Here is a 1,815-nt window from a genome sequence, read left to right on the forward strand (position 1 = left end):
TCCCAACCTCTCCCCCTAGCGGGGGAGAGGAGCAAGAAGGGGGAGGAAAATGAGACAGCCTAGTTCAAAAACTTCAAATACTGCCCGACGAAGTCGCAGCCGACGTCCTTGGCGTAGGCGTCGATCAGCTTCTTGGTGATCGGGCCGGGCGTCTTGCCGTCAGCCACCGGCCCGCCGTTGAAGCTCTTGACCGGCAGGATGCAGAGGCTGGTCGAGGTCAGGAACATCTCCTCGGCGTTGGCCGCGTCGAACAGGTCGATGTCGCCCGCCGTGCACTTGATGCCCAGGCCCTTGGCCATGTCGATGGTCATCTGGCGGCTGACGCCCGGCAGCACGTAGCGCTCGGACGGCGTGAACAGCTCGCCCTCGCGCACGATGAAGATGTTGCTGCCCAGGCCCTCGGCGAGGTTGCCATGCTCGTCGAGCAGGATCGCCCAAGCGTTGGGATTGAGTGCCTTCACCGGCTTCTCGGCCACGATCATGTTGAGATAGTTGTGCGTCTTGGCGCGCGGCGAGAGCATCGATGGCGCGGTGCGGCGCACCGTCGTGGTGATGACCTCGGCGCCGTCGCGGTACAGCGGCGCGCGTGCCTTGAGCGGAAGCGGCAGAACCTCGATCACGACGTTGGGGCCGGTATGGTCCCAGCCCTCGTCGCCCACCGCGTCGACGCCGCGGCTGACGCGCTGGCCGACCCACCAGTCGCCGACGGCCGGGCGCAGGTGCTCGTTGCGCGCTACGACCTCCTCGCTGTGCGCCACCATCTCCTTCGGGCCGATGCCGGGATCGATCTGCAGGTAGCGCAGCGAACGGTAGAAGCGGTCGATATGCTCCTTCAGCCGGAACGGCTTGCCCTCGAAGGTGCGCGTCATGTCGAAGGCGCCGTCGCCGTACTTCCAGCTGCGGTCGCGGAACGGGATCATGACCTGGCCTTCCGGCATGAAGTTGCCGTTGAACCAGGCGATGCGTTGATTGCTGAGCTGCTGGGCCATGCCGTTCTCCATTACTGCACGTAGTCGAATTGCAAAGATGTCATCGCCGTCCCCCGCCGCCGCCCAACGCCCGCCTTTGGCGCGGCCGGAGCGATGTTGCCGGCATCGTCGGCGAGTTCGGCAATATAGGACAGGGCTCGGTCGATATCGTTCTCGATTTCCCGGCGGGCTGCAACCGCATCGCGGGCCTGCATGGCACGAATGATGCGAGCACGGGTCTGCGGCCCGTGCGGCCGGTTGATGAAGTCGGGATAGAGCAGGTTCATGTACGGGCCGGTCTGCAGCCACAGTCCTTCGATGACCCGCAGCAATATCGGCTGGCCGGCGATGCCGTACAGCGAGAAATGGAACTCGCGGACGTGCTGGCGATCAGTCGCGTCGTCGCCATGGCTGCGGGCCGTGGCGATCGCCAGCGCGATGCGGCGCAGCTCGGCGATCTGCCGCTTGTCGGCGACCATGGCCGCCTTGGCTGTCGCCAGCCCCTCGAGCGACTTCCGGATGTCGCGCAACTCCTCGATCCGCGCCCGCGTCATCAGGGGAACGCGGACGGATCGGTTGGGCTGCATCTCGAAGGCGCCCTCGGCAACCAGGCGGCCAAGTGCTTCGCGGACCGGCGTCAGGCTGACGCCCAGCGCCCCGGCGATGAAGCGGAAGGTGAGCTTCTGGCCCGGCGCGAAACGACCTGTCGTCAATGCCTGGCGCAGCGAATCGTAGACCTGCGTGCGCAGCGAGGTGTCGGACATGGCGCCAGCTTAGCGGAACCCGTCCGATTTGTGATCACAAATTTCGTTGATGCCCACAGTTTAGGACACTAGAGCGTTTTCCG

2 protein-coding genes are annotated in these 1,815 nt (G+C 65.3%); both read right to left on the reverse strand.

Going from position 1 to position 1,815, the window contains the following annotated elements; translation table 11 throughout:
- Window positions 1–59 precede the first annotated feature (59 nt).
- Complete coding sequence (locus tag RSO01_RS29425; protein ID WP_170303444.1) at window positions 60–989, reverse strand: aminotransferase class IV; 930 nt, start codon at window positions 987–989, stop codon at window positions 60–62.
- Between the two features lie 11 nt (window positions 990–1,000).
- Window positions 1,001–1,732 carry a GntR family transcriptional regulator gene (locus tag RSO01_RS29430; protein WP_147154135.1) on the reverse strand — a complete coding sequence of 244 codons (732 nt, stop codon included), beginning with the start codon at window positions 1,730–1,732 and terminating at the stop codon, window positions 1,001–1,003.
- Window positions 1,733–1,815 lie beyond the last annotated feature (83 nt).

This window comes from Reyranella soli (genome assembly GCF_007992495.1).
GTDB lineage: Bacteria > Pseudomonadota > Alphaproteobacteria > Reyranellales > Reyranellaceae > Reyranella > Reyranella soli.